Below are 17538 nucleotides of genomic sequence, written 5' to 3'. Positions count from 1 at the left end.
ATTTTAAAGCATTTTTTATCATTTAAATTGCCTTTGTTCTTTCTTTTAAGAAAGTTTTATGCTCTTCATCCAAATAAGGCATAAGCCTTTCACAAACTTCTTTGTGATAATCATTGAGCCATTTAATATCATCATCCGAAAGAATTCCGGGGACAATGGGTCTTGTATCAATGGGACAAAGAGTTATCGTTTTAAACTGATAAAATTCTCCATCGTCGGTCGTTTTAAAATCGGTGGTAACAACAAGGCTTTCAATTCGGATACCATGGCTTCCGGCAACATAAAGGCCGGGTTCATTGGATGTTACCATACCGAGCTTCATCGGTACATCTAAAAAACGGCTTGAAATCGACTGAGGTCCTTCATGAACCGCAAGAACATAACCTACACCATGACCCGTACCGTGCTTGTAGTCTCTTCCATAAGCCCAAAGATGCTCTCTGGGGATGGTATCGATAGCATGGCCTGTGGTTCCGGCCTTAAACTTAGCTCTGGCAAGAGAAATATGAGACTTTAGAACAAGTGTATAGTCCATTTTCTCTTGTTCTGAAAGTTCTCCAAGCTTGATGGTTCGAGTAATATCGGTTGTACCGTTTAGATACTGACCGCCGCTGTCCAAAAGCAAGAAACTTTTAGCTTCAAGTTTGGCAGAATTTTCAGGGGAAGGAGCATAGTGAATAATAGCTCCGTTCGGTCCATAACCTGAAATAGTTTCAAAACTTTCTTCCAAAAAATCCTTGCCTTCGGCACGGAATTTTAAGAGCTGTTCGCTTACATCCCATTCGGTAATACCCTTTCCGGCATTTTCTTCTACCCATTTTAGGATTTTTACCATTGCAGCGCCGTCTTTTTCCATAGCGTAATCGAAGTTTTTAAGTTCGACTTCATTTTTTATTGCTTTAAGAGTTGAGGTTAAGTTTAATCCCTTTTCGGTTGTAGCCTTTATTTGGTTGCATAGATAAACATTTGTTCTTGCAGGATCTATGTAAACTTTTCCTGTAAGTTTTGCGGCTTCTGCAAATATATCTTCATATCCCATTACCGTAATACCTTGTGAAGCAAAGTATGACTTTACATCATCCGTTAATTGCTTCTCTGAAATAAAAATAACGGCTCTTGTTTTATCTACCAGCGCATACGCAGTAACTACGGGATTGCATCTTATATCTCTTCCTCGGACATTAAAAAGGTAACAGACGTCCTCCAGGGCACCGATAACCGTAGAATCTGCCTTTTTTTCGGCAAGCATTGAGCGGACTTCTTCAATCTTTTCTTTTGCCGATTTTCCGGTATATTTTTCATCAAGTATAAAAGCCTTGCTTAAAACTGCCTGAGGACGGTTTTCCCATATTTCGCCTATTAAGTCGATATTAGTAACAAGTTCTATACCTTCAAGTTCTTTTTTCATGGAATCAAAGCCTGAAACGGAAACAACCTTACCGTCCATTCCGAACTTTTCACCCGATTTTAAGTTGGATTTTAAAAACTCGTTTACGGTAGGAACACCGGGTTCAAGCATTTTATAAAGCTCAACAACCGAACCTTTAAGCTGTTTTTCAGCCTGCAAAAAATACCGGCCGTCAGTCCATAAAATAGCCTTATCCTTTGTAACAAGGACGGTTCCTGCCGACCCTGTAAAACCGGAGATAAATTCCCGTGTTTTATAGTTTTCAGGTAAATATTCACTCTGATGGGGATCAGAGGACGGGATTAAATAAGCACTTAAAGAATGCTCTTTCATTTTTTGCCTTAAAGCGGCAATTCTATCATTTACAGTCATATAAACCATCCTAAAAAGTTATTTTATTATTGAGTATAATACTATTTATATTTTATGTAAAGCCGTTTACAGTTAGAAAGAGCAAACAATATCAATGACACATTACCGGTTTAAATGATATTGATAAATTCTATAAACTATATCCCTTTTTGCCCCTGTTTTTTCTATATCGGTAATCATAGGAATATTATACTCCCAAATAGTGGAACCTTCACCTTCCAGATAGCCTTTTTTTATAGCCGCTTGGTAAAGACGGGAATAAATAGCTGCCGAAACACCCTTATTGTGATATTTAGGATCGACAAATAGAACAAAGGTTCTAAGCCGCTTCATTTTACGCTTGTAATAAAGAAATTTAAAGATACCGAATGGGAAAAGTTTTCCCTTAAGGTGTTTTAATACATCGTTATAGTCCGGAAGAGTAACATTAAATCCGATGGGCTTGCCTTCATCGCTCCTTGCAATAAAAATTAATTCCTCATCTGCAAACGAAATAAGCTGTTTTAAGACCATATCTATTTCTTTGCGTGTCATAGGCATAAAATCTTCCCATTCTTCCGGCTCGGAATTAAGGAGAATTGAATGAATATCGCCGGCATCCCGCTCAACATTCTTTTTTAAATCGATATTATCAACATGAAAACCGTACCGTTTTTCTACCAAGGGGGCTAAACGGACATAGCGGCTTGCATCGACATCATCAAAGCGGGCATGATAGGCATAACAATCCCAATATTTTTCAAAACCGAATTTTATAAAAAAATCGTTATAATATTTTTTGTTATAGGTATTCATTATATAGGTGCGGTTTTCAAAATTATCGGTTATAAATCCGCGGTTATCTTCCCCTCCCGGAAGAGAAAGGGGCCCTTTAATTCTATCCATACCCTGTTGTAAAAACCATTCTTTTGCCGCATTAAGCATTTTTTCGGCAACGACATAGTCTTCAATACATTCAAATTGAGAAATATAACCTACCTTCATTTTTTTATAGTCATTTAATTTTTCATCAATACCGTACAAAATACGCCCAACCGTTTTGCCATCAATCCTAGCAATCAGTTTTATGTGAGGCCCTACATCGCATAAAGAATTATCGGCTCCGGACACGTACTTTTTGTATTCGCTTATAATGGGCGGGACCCATGAACTATCATTTTTATAAAGCTCAAAAGGTAGAAGAGCAAATTCATTTAATAATTTTGAATTATTAACTTCAAGTAAAATAATTTTATCCATATTTTATATTCCTAGATGGAAGAAAATAGCATTTTTTATAAGTCTTTGTCAATATTGTAAGAATTTTACAAGTTTACGCTTGCAAAATTCATAATTTATGTGTATAATGTGGTAACTGGAGGAATATATGAAGAAATCAATATTAAGCTTGGTCTTTTTAGTTCTAATTTTTTCCCTTTTTACGATTGCCCCGGCTTTTTCACAAAAGATCGATGAGGCGGACGTTTACTATGTGAATGTACAAATTTTAAGAATATTTACACATTCAGATGGTTATTATATTATTTACCGAAGAGCCGGATTAAAACATGCAGAAGTTTTTATCCCAAAATCTTGGCTTGACCCTAAAGACGGACGAGCTAGGATGGAATTGGTAAACACCAGAGTTAATCCGTATTTATCTTTTTATCTTAAAGACGGAAAATTTGATCGTATAAAAATAGCGGGTCCAAAAGATTTAAGAAGCCCTATATGGGGTGTATTAAAAGATCCGAATAAATATAACGGCAAATTTGACGGCATAGAAAGTCTTGAACTAAAATTTTAACATCCAAAACAACCTAAGCTATTTATATCCTCTAAGGTAAACCCACCTTAGAGGAATTTTATGAGGAATACATGCATAACAATAGCAGCTCAACAATCGGGAAGCCTTTAATTCCCCAAAAATTGACGGAATTTCTAAATGCATATGAGAATTTTATAATTGCAGGTCATAAAGAACCTGATGGGGACTGTATTGGAAGCTGCCTTGCAATGTCTTTCTTTTTAAAGAGAAAAAATAAAAATTGTATTTTAATGTCGGCAGGGCCTTTTAAACGTACCGAAATAAAAGAGTATGAACATCTTTTTACGGATAAATTGGAAATTTCCGATAAGATAAATCCTAAAACCACAGGGCTGATAATCCTTGACTGTTCAGGCTTTGACCGCGTAGGTGAAATAGCAGAACTTCTCAGCGGTTTTAAATACATCATAATCGACCATCATGCTACCAATACTGAAAAATCCGATACTTCTCTTATAATGCCGGAAGCCCCTTCTACGACCTATTTAATTCAGTCGGTAATTGAAGAAATGGGAGAAAAACTTACAAAAGAAGAAGCAGATGCTCTGTTTTTTGGTCTTTGTACGGATACGGGATTTTTTAGACATTTGGATGAAAGAAGTGCTGAAGTTTTTACCCGGGCATCCCGTCTTATTGAAGCCGGAGCCAATCCAAAACAAACCTTTATGAAAATAAACGGGGGTAAAAAATTTGAATCCCGTCTACTGATTTCTCGAATTCTAAACAGGATGAAGACATATTATGACGGAAGGCTTGTTATTTCGTATGAAACTTATGATGATTTACAGGAATTCGGCCTTGAAAGCAGGGATTCCGATATATTGTATCAATTGATTCAGTCGATAGAAGGGGTTGAGGCAATCTGTATTGTACGCCAAGACTCTCCAAGTCACTGTTCAGTAGGTTTTAGGTCATTGGATAAGATTGATGTAAGTAAGATAGCCTCATCATTTGGAGGCGGAGGGCATAAGCAGGCTTCGGGCCTGTACATAGAAGGGAAATTTGATGATTTAATCCCAAGGTTTGTTGAAGCCTTTGGAGCTCAAATGTAAATTTTATATTGTTTTTTTTTTAATAATGTGATAGAATACTTTTTATAATTAAAGTTTTTATGGGAGAATAGTCTTGAATAATGATGAAATTTTGTTTCCGCTATTAGAAAAAGGTGATATCAAATCTACAATGGAGCTTGCCTCTAATGAGAACAAAAAACCTTTTGAAATCGTATCTGAAGGCATGAACATAGTAACGGCATCTATTTTAGCAGATATACCCTCAGTTTATAAAATGGATTTGATAAGGAAGGTAGGAGCCCTTTTTTCTACTCAGGAGTATTGTGAACTGCTAAATCAAAAAATGTTCACCCTGAAACCTGAAGAACGCGATAAACTAAAAGATCAGGGTATTCTTATAAATAGAGAGACAACCCTTCCCTATTGCCAATGGTTTAATATTTTTGAAATAGCCTTCCCTTGGCTGCCTCTTTCCGTTTTTGAAGATTTTGCGGTATATCTTAGGGATGAAAAAAAGCTCATCCTTGATAAAGAAACTATTGAAATTGTAAGAGATAATTTTTCAATATCAAAACGATATTCTGAAAGAGAGCTTTCCCGTCTTTTTGATTCAAATATATTAAAAGACCCGGCAGATATAGACGATGAAGCATAAAACCTCATTTTTTTTAATTTTTTTTAAAAAAAGCCTAAAGTTTTAGAAACAGAAAACCGAAGATAGATAATGAGGATTCTCTATCCTCAAAACAAAGCAAGGATGCTTTGTAAAAACATTATTCCAGGGAGGAATATCTTATGATTATTAATCACAACATGAGTGCGATGTTCGCACAGAGAACGCAGGGTGTTACTAATGTACACATTGGTAAAGACATCGAAAAACTTTCATCCGGTTTACGCATTAACCGTGCAGGCGATGATGCTTCCGGTCTTGCAGTTTCCGAGAAAATGAGAAGCCAGATTCGAGGTTTAAACCAAGCTTCTGCAAACGCTTCAAACGGCATCAACTTTATCCAAGTAGCCGAAGCTTTCTTGCAGGAAACAACCGACATCATGCAGAGAATCCGCGAACTCGCTGTTCAGGCTTCAAACGGTATCTATTCTGCCGAAGACAGAATGCAGATACAGGTCGAAGTTTCGCAGCTCGTTGCCGAAGTTGACCGCATTGCAAGTTCAGCTCAATTTAACGGTATGAACATGCTTACAGGCCGCTTTGCACGCGAAACCGGTGAAAATGTTGTTACCGGTTCTATGTGGTTCCACATCGGTGCCAACATGGATCAGAGAATGCGCGTTTACATTGGAACAATGTCAGCTGCAGCTCTCGGTATCCGAGATATCGGTGACGAAAAAATCATGACAATCGAAACAGCCGATGCTGCAAACAGGAGCATTGGAACAATCGATGCGGGTCTTAAAAAGATCAACAAGCAAAGAGCTGACCTTGGCGGTTACCAGAACAGAATGGAGTTGACGGTTGTCGGTCTCGATATAGCCTCGGAAAACCTCCAAGCTGCCGAGTCCAGAATCCGTGACGCAGATATGGCAAAACAGATGGTAGAATATACCAAGAACCAAATCTTGTCGAATACCGGTATTGCAATGCTCGCTCAGGCTAATAACAACAGCCAGCTTGTAATGTCTCTTTTAAGGTAACAAATTTGTAAAATACTCTTGTATTTTTTTGATTATAAGAGTATAATGTGTTAGGCGTCAGGGGAAATTCCCCTGCACGCCTAATGATCTTTGAAAAGATGCCCTTTATGGGCGGCCCTTATGAAGCCCTGTATTACAGTATTATTAGCAGTTTGAATAAAATTGTTAATAATACTGTCTTTATAATTTGTATAAAAGGCGCAAAATTTTATGCAATTATAAAATACAGGAGTATTTTTCAGCAAAGGATGCTGAACTATAGGACTTCAGGGAGGGTCATATGATTATTAATCACAATATGAGTGCAATGTTTGCACAGAGACAGGGAGGAGTCAACGAACTTCATCTCGCAAAAAACATCGAAAAGCTTTCCAGTGCGCAAAGAATCAACCGCGCAGGAGACGATGCTTCAGGTTTAGCCGTATCTGAAAAGATGCGAAGCCAGATCAGAGGTTTAAACCAAGCTGGACAGAATATTCAAAACGGTGTTTCTTTTATTCAAGCAACGGAAGGTTACTTGGGTGAAACTACAGATATAGTTCAGAGATTAAGAGAGTTGGCTATACAGGCCTCAAACGGAATTTATTCTGCCGAAGACAGAATGCAGATTCAAGTCGAAGTATCACAGCTTGTTGATGAAGTAGACAGAATCGCAAGCCATGCTCAGTTTAACGGAATGAATATACTAACAGGCCGTTTTGCTCAAGATTCCGTAACAGGCCCCATGCAACTCCATGTCGGTGCGAATATGGATCAAAGAGAAAAGATCTATATAGGAACAATGACAGCTACAGCACTTGGTATTATAGGAGCACAGCAAGGCGGAGAAGACAAGATGATTTCAATGTCTTCAGTAGATGGTGCAAATATGGCATTGGGAGCCCTTGATAATGCTCTTAAGCAGATTAACAAGCAGCGCGCAGACCTAGGTGCATATCAGAATAGGTTTGAAATGGCATATAACGGTATAGCAATTGCTTCCGAAAATATGCAGGCTGCCGAATCAAGAATCCGAGACGCAGACATGGCTAAGGAGATTGTAGACTATACAAAGAACCAGATCTTGATCCAATCAGGAACTGCTATGTTGGCACAAGCCAATGCTCAGCCTCAAGCTATTGTTAGGCTTCTTCAATAACAAAGCAGATCTTGATCTTGTAAAGGCCGATACGGAAAGAGATAACCGGATGTCATCTCTTAAAATTAAAGGCCTTTAGAATCTTTAGGAAGAAAGAAGATGCGCCCTTCTTCTTCCTTTTTTTTACTGCTAAGAGTTGATGCTTAAAACGTTGTAACTATATTTAGATGTCACGGATGATGTCTATTTAAAGCCAAGGAGGTTTTTTATGAGTATAGAAATAAACGGCATAGGGCACCAAGCAACATTACAACAAAAACGTGATACAGTGATTAACGGCTCAATGAGAGCTGCATCGGATGTAATAGTACAAAAGGAAGCTACCGAACAAGCCGAAAATCAAAAGACGCTGGTTGACCCGAATGAAATCTCAAAAGCGGTTGCACAAATCCAAAAGTTATGTGACATGTGTGATCGGAAATTACAATTTAGAGTAAATAAAGAAACAAACCGCATCGTTGTTAAGGTAATAGATGCAAATACCGACAAGGTAATAAGGGAAATACCGTCCGAAGCAATACAAAGACTGCAGGCAAGAATACTTGAAACAGTCGGCCTTTTATTTGATGAATCAATCTAATCGGAAATTTCCCTTTTTTAGGTATTTAGAAGAAAATAGGGGTTTAAATGTCCGATTTAAGTATACCGGGAGTCAACAGTACATACGAAAAGCTAGTTGAAGCTTTGATGAAAAAGGAAAGAATTCCTCGAGACAGAGAAGCTGAAAAACTTGAACATCTAAAATTGGAGGATGATTCCTGGAGACAGGTTAATAAATTTTCTCTTGAAGTACGGAATGCTGCAAGAGACCTATATTCTTTTAATAATCCCTTTGTAGAAAAAATAGCAGAATCTTCAAATGAAAGATCCTTTACCGCAACAGCTTCCAGAGGAGCTAAGGATCAAAACGTAAAGCTTAATATAGTCCAAGTTGCAGAAGCCGATAAATTTTTAAGTACTGAAATCAATAAGGACCTTCAAATACCAAAAGGAAAATATACATTTAAAATAGGAGAAAAAAGCGTATCCGTAAACTGGAAGGGCGGAAAATATAAGGGTTTTATAGACCTTGTAAACTCCAAAGCAAAAGAAATTTTAAATATAAGCGAAATAAAAATAACCCCGGACACAAAGTCCTTACTCTTTTCATCCAATATAACAGGAGCAAAAAACAGATTGGAGTTTGCAGATGATGCCCTGCCCCTTGCCATTGAAATGGGACTTATCAAAAAAAATGATACATCTGCAATAAAAACTTCAGTTTCTTCCATTGAAACTAAACCTGAAACCTCTCAAAAAATAGATTTTTCCGAAGCTGTAAGAGCCAAGGGGCAATATGTCATGGAACTTACAGTTTCAATTAAGGAACCGTCAAAAGAAGTTGTACAAAAAAAAGAAGAACCGGGTGAAAAAATTTATGAACAAATAGGCTCAATCGCATACAGAGGTATTGTGGTACAAAATGAACCTTCAAACGACGGCCTTGAAAAAACTAAAATGGAAACTAATAAAGTATCAGGTCCAAAGGTTGATATGAATATTTTAGCCTTGGAATCAACAAGAGGCGTACTTATTCCCCTACCCCCTCTTTCGGAAAATGCCGAAAAACAGACAATTACGATTCCTTTGGCCGAATATGGAGACGTAAAGGCTCTTGCAATAAACAATAATAATTCCGACAAAGCTGTTTTTATCGAAAATATTAAAATATTTGATCCTAAGGCAGCCGGAGACTATGTTCCTGTAAACCCGGTTTCAACGGCACAAGATGCTATAATCAATTTTGAAGGCATTCAAATTAAAAGAGAAAAAAACGATATCGATGATTTAATACCCGGTGTAACACTTCACGCTCATGAGTCTTCTGAAAAGCAGGAAAAACTTACCATAAAACCGGATGTAGAAGCCGTCAAAAATGCGATTATTGAATTGGTAGCCAAATATAACCGTGTTTTTGCTCAAATAAACATACTAACGCAAAATAAGCCCGAAATCATAGAAGAGCTGACATATCTTTCAGAAGCCGAAATTGAAGATGCTCAAAAAAAATTGGGGCTTATGTATGCTGATTCTACTCTAATAACATTAAAATCCAATTTAAGGCAAACAATAAATACCGCCTATAAGCCTGCAAATGATTCCAAAATCTTTATGCTCGCTCAACTTGGTATTTCCACAAAATCCGACTCTTCAGGCGGAATAGACATGTCGCGCCTTCGCGGATATCTTGAAATCGACGAAAAAAAACTTGATGAAGCCTTAAAAAACAATATGGAAGAGGTAAAACTTTTTTTCGGTTTTGATTCCGATGGAGATATTCTAATAGATTCAGGCCTTGCCCATGCAATGTATGAATACATAAACCCGTATACACAAAGAGGCGGCATTTTCGGTATAAAAACCGACTCTTTAAAATTAAAGATGGACTCTTCCCAAAAAAGAATAGAAAACTACGATAAAAAACTGGCCGAAAAGGAACTGGCGCTTAAAAAGAAATACGGAATAATGGACGGGACCTTAAAAAATTTACAAAAACAGTCCCAGACAATGAAGAATTTTACGGATTCTCTTAAAAAAAGTAATAAGGATGAATAATGAATATCAAATTAAACGGACAAGAAATTAAATTAAAATTGGAAAACGAAATCACAATAGGTGATGTTCTTGGGGGTATAGAACAAGAATGCCGAAATCAAAAAAGTACTATAACTCAAGTTTTTGTGAATGGAAAAGAATTAACTTTAAAGGAACTTGATGAGCTTTTTCAGGATCCTCATCAAATGGAAATAAATATTGAGCTGTTTACAACAAGCGGAGAGGATATACGGACAATCTTAAAAGGACTTGGTGATGAATTTATAAAAAATTCGGAAGAAATTGAAAAAATTCCTATTAAGGTTCAAACAGGAAGTGATGTTGAAGTTATAAAAACGATTGAAACCTTCTCTATTAATCTGGCAAAACTCTATGAAACAGCTAAACTGTTTGATATTGCAGAGATTAATGAAGATCTAAAGTTAGGAGAGATGACCATCAGCGAATACCAAAGAGAAATATCTTCTAATTTGGATGCTATTATTAATGCAATCGAAGATACCGATACGGTAGAAATTTCAGATATTGCAGAATACGAATTGGCACCGCTTGTAAAAAAGCTGGGAAATGGTTTATTATCAATAAAAACAGGCGGAGAATAAAAAAATGATTGTTTCTGAAATAAAAAATATCGAAAAAGAAGATACACATATATATTACAGACAAAAATATATCGGAACAGCAATATATACAATATTGGGTAAAGAACAAAACGGAAAGGTAGAATTTTTTGTAGAACATAAACCGACGGGCGAAACCGAAATACAGGTACAGATGATAGACAAGATAGACTATCCTGTTTTACAGATAATGATGGAGTTAAAATCCTGCGTCCGACGTTTAATTGAATCAAGGAAATTACCGTAATGGAATTTACAGTAAAAACCGAAGAAGATACTATTAATTTTGGAAAAAAAATAGGAGAAAAATTAAAAAAAGGAGATGTACTAGCCCTTGACGGTTCTTTAGCAGCAGGAAAAACCTATCTGACAAAGGGTATAGCCCAAGGCTTGGATATTGAAGAAGATATTACAAGCCCTACTTTTACCCTAATATCGGAATACTCAGGACGTCTGCATTTATATCATATGGATGTATACAGACTTGAAGGCGTTGAGGATTTTTTAGACCTTGGTACTGAAGAAATGTTATATGGAGATGGAGTTTGTGTGATTGAATGGAGTAAAAAGGTAAAACAAGCATTACCTAAAAACACTATTTATATCGGCATAATGGTAAATGATGATAATTCCAGAAAAATTATCATCAATAACGAAGACTTTTGTGAGGCTTTATGAACATAATTTGTATCGATACAAGTTTTTCCTCTGTTGCAATAACGGCTCAAGGAAATGACGGTACATTTACATCCGTTTTTACACCGGCTAAAGCCAGACATTCTGCCATACTAATTCCTGCAATAGAAACTGCTGTAAAACAGGCAGGTTTTTCTATAAACGAAACAGATGTTTTAGTATGTCCTCAAGGGCCTGGAGGTTTTACCGGTTTAAGGCTTGCTTACTCAACAGCAAAAGCGATTCAGCTGCAAACTGAAGCTTGTTTTTTTTGTATCCCTATTTTGGAGGCTCTTTGTTCTAAATATGGCGATAAAAATCAATTTTTATCGGTTATTGATGCAAAAAGAGACTGTTTTTATGTACAGGCATTTGAAAACAAAAAGCCGATCTCGGAAGCTTTTGATATAAGTGCTGAAGACGCACTTAAGCTAATTGATAAAAACAAAAAAACTATTATTTGCGGCTTTGGTACTGAAAAATTTAGTGAAGAAGCCGGAGCATCTTTTGAGCCGAATAATATTACATTTATAGAAGCGTGCAAAGAAAACTTTTCAAAAATTTTGCTTGACTGTTTTCTTACAAACAAAAATTGTAAAAAAGTTGAAGATCATGAGGGACCCGTATATATCAGAAAGAGCGATGCAGAGTATTAGGTATTTGAAATTATAAGGATTTTAACCTATGAAAAAAAGAAAAAACAAAAATAAATCTAAAGTAAAGATTAATGAAAAAAACTTTCTAACCCTCGATGAAGTAGAAATGCTTGATGAAGTCGAAGAAGAATTAGAAGAAATGCATGAAAACCTTTATCATGATAATTCGAACAATCCGATAAATTTTAACAATACTGAAATTGAAACCCATGTTTTAAAAAAAGCTGTAAACTTACTTGCTACACCTACTGTTTGCTCAATGCTCTTGGATAAAAATTTTTTGATATTATACATAAGCGATGCCGTAAACCATCTTTTTGAAGGTTATCACAATATAGAAAAAAAACCTTTTTTTAACATATTCGGCAGCACACTTGAAAAATACGACCTCGATGACCTTTTAATAAAATTAAAAAGCCCTAATAGAGGTCACTCATGGTCAGGAGTTTTAAGACATAAAACAAGATACCGCAAAACAATGTATACAAAGACAAATATCTTCCCTTTATTCGACAATAATGAACTCAGCGGATACTGGGTTATGTTTGAAGATATAAGCACTTCTTATTTAAACCAGTATAAGGGTATGATGGAAAGTCTATTAAATGCCTCAAAACTGAAGGATAATGATACCGGCTTTCATAATGAAAGGCTCAATTATTATTCAAAAGCCCTTGCTGAAGCCTTGTTTAATGAAAATTCATTTCCGCAAATAGATGCGGACTTTATAGATAATATTTCATCTCTGGCTGCCATCCATGACATAGGAAAAATCGGAACACCTGATTATATCTTGCAAAAAAAAGGTTCTCTCAATGATTTAGAATGGGCAGTTATGAGAGACCACACAATTAACGGGACACTAATTCTTGCAAACTATCCGATTCCTATGGCAAAAGAAATTACCCTTAGCCATCATGAACGTTGGGACGGAAAAGGCTATCCTTATAAGCTTGCCGGCGATATGATCCCCTTATCTGCACGTATAGTGGCCATAGCCGATGTTTACGATGCCCTTAGAATGAGAAGATCTTATAAGGAAGGTATATCTCATAAAGAAAGTATCGAGCATATTATAAATGGAGCAGGATCCCATTTTGACCCTACCATAATTGAAGTATTCAAAACCATAGATAAAGAATTTAGTTATATATGGGAACAAAATAAGGACCAAAATCAGGCTGTATAAATTTTAAAACAGCATATCAATTTCTTGAAATAGTTCCTGCAAAAACAAATTCAAGTAAAGAAACCCATCTTCGGTTAAATAAAATCTTTTTTCCGTTAAAACAGCCTCGTTCCTATCCAGCCATTTTGAAATGGTTTTTCCTGCAAATACCAAAATATCATTACCAAACCTAGATTTAAAAAAAGACCTGTCAATTCCCTCGGTAAGTCTTAAGCCCATCATAAAAGCTTCTTCAATAAATTCTTTTTCATCAATGGTTTCGTACTCATACACCTCATCCCTATTTTTCAAGGTCATCCATTTTTCTATATTTTTAATTGCAGAGAATCTCAATGCGTTAGCATGTGTTTGAACATGCGTATCGGTATGCATGGTTGCAGACAAGGTATTTCTATCAAAAAAAATCGAACCGAAAGCTCCCGGACCTACCCCTATATAGTCTTGCAATCTCCAATATTTCTCATTATGTATACTTTTATATAAGTTTTTGTATGAAAAATTAGACACTTCATATTTATTATAGCTATTTTTCTCCAAAATATCCTTACCATAGCTCCATAAGCCGGCTATGTCATCATCTTTTTCAGGCGTTAAATTTGTATTTGAACAGAGAGCGTATAGTGAAAAATGCTCCGGTTTAAAATGTAATAAGGTTTGGATATCATCTTTTAAAATGCTTAAGGTCTGCTTATTTAGTCCTGCAATTAGATCACAAGAAAGGTTTAGACCTTTTTGGCTGCGTAAAAGCTCAAGGGCCGAAAGGCTCATTTTTCTGCATCCCCTCCTCTTACAGGCACTTAAAACCTCATCATTAAAAGATTGAATTCCTACAGAAAACCTATTAATTCCCCCACGGACTGCAGCAGATAAAAATTCTTTAGTTAAATCTTCGGGATTAATTTCGACGGTAAATTCCCTAGGCGGATTTCTTTGAGCAGTCAGTATTTGAGATGAAAGAAAGTAGATGTCTTTGGGCGATAGAAGAGACGGAGTTCCTCCGCCTATATAGACGGTATCCCATTCATTTATGGAATACTTATCCGCTTGTATTTTTATATCTTCAGCCAATCTTAAAATGAATGGACTTAAATGACCTGATAAGATGTTCTTAAACCGGCCGGCACGAACCGAAAAAAAATCGCAATAATTACATTTTTGGAGACAAAAAGGTATGTGTATATAAAGGCCGGCCTTTTTCATTAATAGGATTTAAATTCTTTAAACGGCCAATATTTTAGAATAATTTTGCCGCATATTTTTTTATCTCCTTCAACAGATCCCCAAAGACGGGAATCATCAGTGATTATCCTATTATCGCATAATACAAAATATTCGCCTTCTTTTAGAACCGTTTCCGGATATGCTCCTGAAAAAGGTAATGATGAATCCCAATTAGCCGGCATCTCCTTAACTTCAATATCATAATTTTTTTGGGCTAACTCAAATTCGGTCAAAAAATGACTTGAATCCTTGGTTTTTATATGCAATACAAAATTTTCCATATACAGGGTATCTCCGGGTAAACCCACAACTCTTCGTATGGAATAAGCGTCTTCACTCTGCAAATCAAAGGGCCTTACAAGCTGAAATGTAAAAAAGCCCGTAATAGCATTTACAACCGATTTAAAAAAAGATTTATTTTGAGATAATGTATCGTCGATAACAACCAAGTCACCGCGTTTAGCTGAAGCCGTAGTATAGATAGGAGTCACTAAAACCATATCTCCCATAGAAATTTCAGGAAACATAGTGTCGGTCTGTAATCTATAAGTTTTTAACAGATATGATGTTATGAGTATATATGAAAGAAAAGTAAAAACCACCAAAAAAACAATAAAAAAAACTTTGTTTTGGTATTCCCTCTTTGCCGTATATGAAAAATTTCGATATTTTGCAGTCATTATTATCCCTCAATGCATAATATCATTTTCCGCTATCGTTGACAAGTGTCTAATCTATGAATATAATGTGCATATGGAGAAAACACCTGTAAAAATCATAGCAAAAAACAAAAAGGCTTTTTTTAATTATACCGTTGAAGAAAAAATAGAATGCGGCCTAGTCTTAAAGGGTACGGAAGTCAAATCTCTCAGAGAAGGAAGGATATCTTTTCCCGATGCCTTTGCCGAAATTAAAGATAATGAGGTCTGGGTTAAAAATTTTCATATTTCGGAGTATGTTTACTCTTCCATTTTTAATCATGATCCCGAAAGACCTAAAAAACTCCTTTTAAAAAAGGATGAAATAAAAAGATTAAAACGAAAGGTGGAGGAAAAAGGTTATACCCTAGTTCCTTTGGAATTTTACTTTAAAAACGGTATCGTTAAGGTACTTTTAGGTGTTTGTAAGGGTAAAAAGACCTTTGATAAGCGGGCAGACATAAAAGATAGAGACATAAAAAGAGATATGCAAAGGGAGATAAAAATAAGAGGTAAATAATGAAGATAAAAAAGTCTTACGGATTTTTAATATTTTTGCTTTTAATGCTGTCTATACCGGTTGTCAGAGCCGGAAGCATGTTGTATGCATCACCTACTGTAGGTGTTTTTAAACTTGAATCTAAAAATATAACGGAACAAACAACGGCAACAATCAGTAATGCTATTTTCAGCTTTGTAAAAGAATTAAAAAAATACGATATTGTAGATATGCGCTCTACTCCGGTTACCGAAACGGATGCTCAACAACGCTTCGATTATGTTTTTGCAGGTAAAATTACAGGTCTGGAAAACGGAATACAGCTTGAACTCATGTTGAAAAATTCATCGGATAAGATCACAAGACGGATATCAAAAATTTATCAAAGCGTTAATTTAATCCTATTGGATTCGCGGGTCCTTGTATCGGATATTTTTGATAAATCGGTCAATTTATCGGCTATCTATAATCTGGAGGACTCAGATTCTAGGAATGATTCAGATGTAGAAGAGGTAAAAAATATCGATATACTTTCAGGCTCATGGCATGGAGAAGAAGGGCTTGAAAGAGTTGAACTTATGAGGGGTGGAAGAGGAATAGCCCTTCTTTCGAGCGGAGTAACTATCTTACTTCAAGTAAGAGTAGATGAAGGCTTTTTGACGGTAAATCAGTCGGGAAAGCCCCTGCCAAGACAATTTATCAATTTACCTGATGAAATAGCCAAAAAAGCTGCAGAGATGGGAAAAACCCCCTCATGGAAATTTCTGGTTTCTGCCGACAATAAGATTTTAGTCGGAGAAAAAATAGATATCGAAATAGTCTATCACGGAAATACCCTTGTTTCGGTAAATGAAGTTATAAAAAAAGTACGCTGGATAAAAAACTAAAAACTTATTTTTAAGGCACCCTGTCTGATTATACAAGGCTCTTTATCGGTTAAGTTTACAATCGTGGAGGATAAGCCTTTTTGCTCTCCTCCGTCAACTATCAACGAAACCTTATCTTCAAACTCGCTTATTATGTCCCTAATGTCACTTAAAACAGGCTCTCCGGAATAGTTTACGCTTGTAGAATAAATCGGAAAACCAGTCAATCCTATTAAATTTCTAAGCCAGATATCATCAGGGCATCTAAATGCCGAAGTTCCCCTGCCCTCCTTATCCCTTACTATTATGCTCAAAGGAGCCGGCCATAGCTTTAATAAGATTTCAGGAATAGGAGTATCCGTATATTTATAAATGTCTTGAGGTTTTTCAATAAGGCTGATAAAACTCTTTTCAGCCCCTCTTTTTTTAATTTTAATGATTTTTTCCTTTGTAAAAGGCATTATACCGGAAAAACCGTAAACGGTATCGGTAGGAACTATTATAATTTCGCCTTTTTTTAAAACAGAAGCTGCTATTTCTAAAGATTTAGGATCTTTTTTTAAAATAACCATCTTTTCTTACCGCCAACATCTGAAAAATGATAACAATTATACCTAAAGATGCAGCTATTGTTTTACATATGTAATCTGAAAGAAAATACGGAGTTTCGATTTTTAAGATTGTTCCGGGATTTAAACCCTTCCCAAACCCCGAATTAAAGTTCACAAGCTTAATTATTCCTTCATTATCATATATATACCCCAGTTCATGGGCATAAATAGCAATTGTTTCAGGATCATAGGTTAAATTTCTTATCAGACTGTCTAAATCCTCTCCGGTTTGCCTAAGAGAACGGACATGGCTTACAAGAGTATCACGCTGGAGTTCTATAAAACGCTGTGCATATATTCCCTTGGGACCTAAAAATACGGTCAAAACAGTGTATGCAAAAACAGTAATAAAAATGGGAATAAGCACTTTAAAATAGATTTTCATAGTCTAAAATATATAACGGCATTTTATGTTTTTTTCTTGAATTTTTTGGCAATTTATTTAGACATAAATAATTTAGGTTATTTACAAATTCTGTCGATATATAGTATAATTATAGATATAAGTTATACG

20 protein-coding genes are annotated in these 17538 nt (G+C 35.9%); 14 read left to right on the top strand and 6 right to left on the bottom strand.

Translation table 11 applies throughout. The features are described from left to right. Positions 1-22 precede the first annotated feature (22 nt). A complete protein-coding gene (locus tag E4N80_RS04165; RefSeq protein WP_253700623.1) occupies positions 23-1780 on the bottom strand; it encodes an aminopeptidase P family protein in 1758 nt (585 codons plus the stop codon). Between the two features lie 102 nt (positions 1781-1882). Continuing rightward, positions 1883-3019: a GNAT family N-acetyltransferase gene (locus tag E4N80_RS04160; protein ID WP_253700622.1), complete on the bottom strand. Its 1137-nt coding sequence runs from the start codon at positions 3017-3019 to the stop codon at positions 1883-1885. Positions 3020-3146: 127 nt separating this feature from the next. Between E4N80_RS04160 and E4N80_RS04155 the strand changes: the two genes are divergently transcribed. The 12 genes from E4N80_RS04155 (at position 3147) to E4N80_RS04100 (ending at position 13129) form a co-directional block, all read left to right on the top strand. Next, positions 3147-3566: a hypothetical protein gene (locus E4N80_RS04155; RefSeq protein WP_253700621.1), complete on the top strand. Its 420-nt coding sequence runs from the start codon at positions 3147-3149 to the stop codon at positions 3564-3566. A 71-nt stretch (positions 3567-3637) separates the two neighbouring features. Next, the gene (locus E4N80_RS04150) at positions 3638-4639 is read left to right on the top strand and encodes a DHH family phosphoesterase (protein ID WP_253700620.1); all 1002 of its coding nucleotides are present in this window, start codon (positions 3638-3640) and stop codon (positions 4637-4639) included. 73 nt (positions 4640-4712) lie between these two features. Then, the gene (locus tag E4N80_RS04145; RefSeq protein ID WP_253700619.1) at positions 4713-5255 is read left to right on the top strand and encodes a hypothetical protein; all 543 of its coding nucleotides are present in this window, start codon (positions 4713-4715) and stop codon (positions 5253-5255) included. A 140-nt stretch (positions 5256-5395) separates the two neighbouring features. Further along, on the top strand, positions 5396-6256 hold the full coding sequence (locus E4N80_RS04140; RefSeq protein ID WP_253700618.1) for a flagellin N-terminal helical domain-containing protein: 861 nt from the start codon (positions 5396-5398) through the stop codon (positions 6254-6256). 280 nt (positions 6257-6536) lie between these two features. Next, on the top strand, positions 6537-7394 hold the full coding sequence (locus tag E4N80_RS04135; protein WP_253700617.1) for a flagellin N-terminal helical domain-containing protein: 858 nt from the start codon (positions 6537-6539) through the stop codon (positions 7392-7394). Positions 7395-7602: 208 nt separating this feature from the next. Then, on the top strand, positions 7603-7974 hold the full coding sequence (locus E4N80_RS04130; RefSeq protein ID WP_253700616.1) for a flagellar protein FlaG: 372 nt from the start codon (positions 7603-7605) through the stop codon (positions 7972-7974). Between the two features lie 47 nt (positions 7975-8021). After that, positions 8022-9989, top strand: a complete 1968-nt coding sequence (gene fliD, locus E4N80_RS04125; RefSeq protein WP_253700615.1) for a flagellar filament capping protein FliD — start codon at positions 8022-8024, stop codon at positions 9987-9989. After that, positions 9989-10591, top strand: a complete 603-nt coding sequence (locus E4N80_RS04120; protein ID WP_253700614.1) for a DUF8042 domain-containing protein — start codon at positions 9989-9991, stop codon at positions 10589-10591. Before fliD ends, E4N80_RS04120 begins: the two co-directional genes overlap by 1 nt. A 4-nt stretch (positions 10592-10595) precedes the next feature. Continuing rightward, on the top strand, positions 10596-10856 hold the full coding sequence (locus E4N80_RS04115; RefSeq protein WP_253700613.1) for a DUF4822 domain-containing protein: 261 nt from the start codon (positions 10596-10598) through the stop codon (positions 10854-10856). Further along, positions 10856-11287, top strand: a complete 432-nt coding sequence (tsaE, locus tag E4N80_RS04110) for a tRNA (adenosine(37)-N6)-threonylcarbamoyltransferase complex ATPase subunit type 1 TsaE (RefSeq protein WP_253700612.1) — start codon at positions 10856-10858, stop codon at positions 11285-11287. The genes E4N80_RS04115 and tsaE overlap by 1 nt, the downstream gene beginning before the upstream one ends. Further along, positions 11284-11940 (top strand): tRNA (adenosine(37)-N6)-threonylcarbamoyltransferase complex dimerization subunit type 1 TsaB, encoded by a 657-nt coding sequence (gene tsaB, locus E4N80_RS04105; protein ID WP_253700611.1) that lies wholly within the window; start codon positions 11284-11286, stop codon positions 11938-11940. The genes tsaE and tsaB overlap by 4 nt, the downstream gene beginning before the upstream one ends. A gap of 28 nt (positions 11941-11968) precedes the next feature. Further along, entirely contained in the window at positions 11969-13129 is a 1161-nt protein-coding gene (locus E4N80_RS04100; RefSeq protein WP_253700610.1) for an HD-GYP domain-containing protein, read from the top strand. A gap of 3 nt (positions 13130-13132) precedes the next feature. Here E4N80_RS04100 and hemW read toward each other — a convergent pair whose 3' ends face one another. Further along, complete coding sequence (gene hemW, locus E4N80_RS04095) at positions 13133-14329, bottom strand: radical SAM family heme chaperone HemW (RefSeq protein ID WP_253700609.1); 1197 nt, start codon at positions 14327-14329, stop codon at positions 13133-13135. Continuing rightward, on the bottom strand, positions 14329-15030 hold the full coding sequence (gene lepB / locus E4N80_RS04090; RefSeq protein ID WP_253700608.1) for a signal peptidase I: 702 nt from the start codon (positions 15028-15030) through the stop codon (positions 14329-14331). The genes hemW and lepB overlap by 1 nt, the downstream gene beginning before the upstream one ends. 73 nt (positions 15031-15103) lie before the next feature. On the opposite strand from lepB, the gene smpB reads away from it, so the two are divergent. Together smpB and E4N80_RS04080 are read left to right on the top strand one after the other, a co-directional pair. Then, positions 15104-15568 (top strand): SsrA-binding protein SmpB, encoded by a 465-nt coding sequence (smpB, locus tag E4N80_RS04085; RefSeq protein WP_253700607.1) that lies wholly within the window; start codon positions 15104-15106, stop codon positions 15566-15568. Further along, the gene (locus tag E4N80_RS04080; RefSeq protein WP_253700606.1) at positions 15568-16434 is read left to right on the top strand and encodes a TP0183 family DNA metabolism protein; all 867 of its coding nucleotides are present in this window, start codon (positions 15568-15570) and stop codon (positions 16432-16434) included. The genes smpB and E4N80_RS04080 overlap by 1 nt, the downstream gene beginning before the upstream one ends. On the opposite strand, the gene E4N80_RS04075 is transcribed toward E4N80_RS04080, so the two are convergent. Continuing rightward, complete coding sequence (locus E4N80_RS04075; RefSeq protein ID WP_253700605.1) at positions 16431-16985, bottom strand: L-threonylcarbamoyladenylate synthase; 555 nt, start codon at positions 16983-16985, stop codon at positions 16431-16433. The genes E4N80_RS04080 and E4N80_RS04075 overlap by 4 nt on opposite strands. Then, positions 16960-17409, bottom strand: a complete 450-nt coding sequence (locus E4N80_RS04070) for a septum formation initiator family protein (RefSeq protein WP_253700604.1) — start codon at positions 17407-17409, stop codon at positions 16960-16962. Before E4N80_RS04070 ends, E4N80_RS04075 begins: the two co-directional genes overlap by 26 nt. Positions 17410-17538 lie beyond the last annotated feature (129 nt).

Origin of the sequence: Treponema denticola (assembly GCF_024181605.1) — a bacterium.
GTDB lineage: Bacteria > Spirochaetota > Spirochaetia > Treponematales > Treponemataceae > Treponema_B > Treponema_B denticola_B.
The sequence above is the reverse complement of the archived record's forward strand: the minus strand, read 5'-3'. Positions and strand labels throughout refer to the sequence as shown.

Coding starts and splice junctions, on each gene's coding strand:
- E4N80_RS04165 (WP_253700623.1), bottom strand. CDS start 1,780: ATGACTGTAAATGATAGAATTGCCGCTTTAAGGCAAAAAATGAAAGAG.
- E4N80_RS04160 (WP_253700622.1), bottom strand. CDS start 3,019: ATGGATAAAATTATTTTACTTGAAGTTAATAATTCAAAATTATTAAAT.
- E4N80_RS04155 (WP_253700621.1), top strand. CDS start 3,147: ATGAAGAAATCAATATTAAGCTTGGTCTTTTTAGTTCTAATTTTTTCC.
- E4N80_RS04150 (WP_253700620.1), top strand. CDS start 3,638: ATGCATAACAATAGCAGCTCAACAATCGGGAAGCCTTTAATTCCCCAA.
- E4N80_RS04140 (WP_253700618.1), top strand. CDS start 5,396: ATGATTATTAATCACAACATGAGTGCGATGTTCGCACAGAGAACGCAG.
- E4N80_RS04135 (WP_253700617.1), top strand. CDS start 6,537: ATGATTATTAATCACAATATGAGTGCAATGTTTGCACAGAGACAGGGA.
- E4N80_RS04130 (WP_253700616.1), top strand. CDS start 7,603: ATGAGTATAGAAATAAACGGCATAGGGCACCAAGCAACATTACAACAA.
- fliD (WP_253700615.1), top strand. CDS start 8,022: ATGTCCGATTTAAGTATACCGGGAGTCAACAGTACATACGAAAAGCTA.
- E4N80_RS04120 (WP_253700614.1), top strand. CDS start 9,989: ATGAATATCAAATTAAACGGACAAGAAATTAAATTAAAATTGGAAAAC.
- E4N80_RS04115 (WP_253700613.1), top strand. CDS start 10,596: ATGATTGTTTCTGAAATAAAAAATATCGAAAAAGAAGATACACATATA.
- tsaE (WP_253700612.1), top strand. CDS start 10,856: ATGGAATTTACAGTAAAAACCGAAGAAGATACTATTAATTTTGGAAAA.
- tsaB (WP_253700611.1), top strand. CDS start 11,284: ATGAACATAATTTGTATCGATACAAGTTTTTCCTCTGTTGCAATAACG.
- E4N80_RS04100 (WP_253700610.1), top strand. CDS start 11,969: ATGAAAAAAAGAAAAAACAAAAATAAATCTAAAGTAAAGATTAATGAA.
- hemW (WP_253700609.1), bottom strand. CDS start 14,329: ATGAAAAAGGCCGGCCTTTATATACACATACCTTTTTGTCTCCAAAAA.
- lepB (WP_253700608.1), bottom strand. CDS start 15,030: ATGACTGCAAAATATCGAAATTTTTCATATACGGCAAAGAGGGAATAC.
- smpB (WP_253700607.1), top strand. CDS start 15,104: ATGGAGAAAACACCTGTAAAAATCATAGCAAAAAACAAAAAGGCTTTT.
- E4N80_RS04080 (WP_253700606.1), top strand. CDS start 15,568: ATGAAGATAAAAAAGTCTTACGGATTTTTAATATTTTTGCTTTTAATG.
- E4N80_RS04075 (WP_253700605.1), bottom strand. CDS start 16,985: ATGGTTATTTTAAAAAAAGATCCTAAATCTTTAGAAATAGCAGCTTCT.
- E4N80_RS04070 (WP_253700604.1), bottom strand. CDS start 17,409: ATGAAAATCTATTTTAAAGTGCTTATTCCCATTTTTATTACTGTTTTT.